The organism is Amycolatopsis sp. SID8362 (assembly GCF_010550475.1).
In the GTDB taxonomy this organism is placed as follows: domain Bacteria; phylum Actinomycetota; class Actinomycetes; order Mycobacteriales; family Pseudonocardiaceae; genus Amycolatopsis; species Amycolatopsis eburnea.
This window is the reverse complement of sequence record NZ_JAAGNB010000900.1, coordinates 1-1,222: the sequence shown is the minus strand read 5'-3', so window position 1 is coordinate 1,222 and position 1,222 is coordinate 1. Positions and strand designations below refer to the sequence as shown.

The window sequence follows — 1,222 nt, the reverse complement described above, 5'->3', positions numbered from 1 at the left end:
GAGCCGCGGGACGGCGGGACCGAGCGCCCCGGCCACCGCGGTGACCCACGGGTCGTCGTCGTGTGCCGCCGGAACGACCAGCAGCCACGTCCCGTCGGACCCGGCCGGGCCGGCGGGCAGCGGCTTCCAGGAAACGCGGTAGGTCCAGCCGTCCACAAGGGACTGTTCGTCGCGGGCCCGCCGCCACGAGGACAACGCGGGCAGCACCGCGCCGAGCGCGTCGCGGTCGACGTCGAGCTGCGCGGCGAGGTCGCCGAAGTCCTCCTGCTCCACCGCCGCCCAGAACCCGGCGTCCGCGGCGCCGCCACCGGTCAGCGGCTCCGGCCAGAACCGCTCGTGCTGGAAGGCGTAGGGCGCCACGGCGGCGCGGGGGCCGCGGCCGAACAGCCGCGCCCAGGCGACGTCCACCCCGGACACGTGCAGCTTCGCCAGCGCCGAGACGAGCGCGGCCGGTTCTTCCCGGTCCCGCCGGAGGACGGGCACCACGACGTCCGCCTCGACCATCGCCGACAGCACGCCGTCGGGGCCCAGCTCCACGAACGCCGAAACGCCGTCCGCGGCCAGCGCGGCCACGTGGTCGGCGAACCGGACGGTGTCCCGGACGTGCGCGACCCAGTACTCCGGCGACGTCACGTCCCCGGACGCCACCACCGGGACCGACGGCTCGGCGAACTCGAGTTCCGCGACGACGGCGCGGAAGCCGGCCAGCATCGGGTCCATCAGCGGCGAGTGGAACGCGTGCGACACGTTGAGCCGCTTCGCCTTCTCGAACTTCTCCGCGATGTCCAGCACGGGCCCTTCGGCCCCGGAGATCACCACCGCGCGCGGACCGTTCACCGCCGCGATCGCCACCCCGTCGCCGAGCAACGGCGTCACCTCGTCCTCCGAGGCCACCAGGGAAACCATCGCGCCGCCGGCCGGCAGGGCCTGCATCAGCCGCCCGCGGGCCGCCACCAGCCGGCACGCGTCGGCCAGCGAAAGCACGCCCGCCACGTGCGCGGCGGCGATCTCGCCGATCGAATGCCCCGCCACGCGGTCCGGCCGGACGCCCCACGAGTCCAGCAGCCGGGCCAGGGCGACCCCCAGCGCGAACAGGGCGGGCTGCGCGAACTCGGTCCGGTCCAGCAGGTCCGCGTCGTCCCCGAAGACGACCTCCCGCAGCGGGCGGTCCAGTTCGACGTCCAGGTGGGCGAACACGGTGTCCAGCGCCTCGGCGAACACC

The 1,222-nt window shown here is 75.4% G+C and carries 1 protein-coding gene; it reads right to left on the bottom strand.

Annotation, left to right across the window (positions count from 1 at the left end):
* Positions 1-1,222, bottom strand: a 1,222-nt coding sequence (locus G3I65_RS27785; RefSeq protein WP_160698728.1) for an acyltransferase domain-containing protein, incomplete at both ends; no start/stop codon positions are given.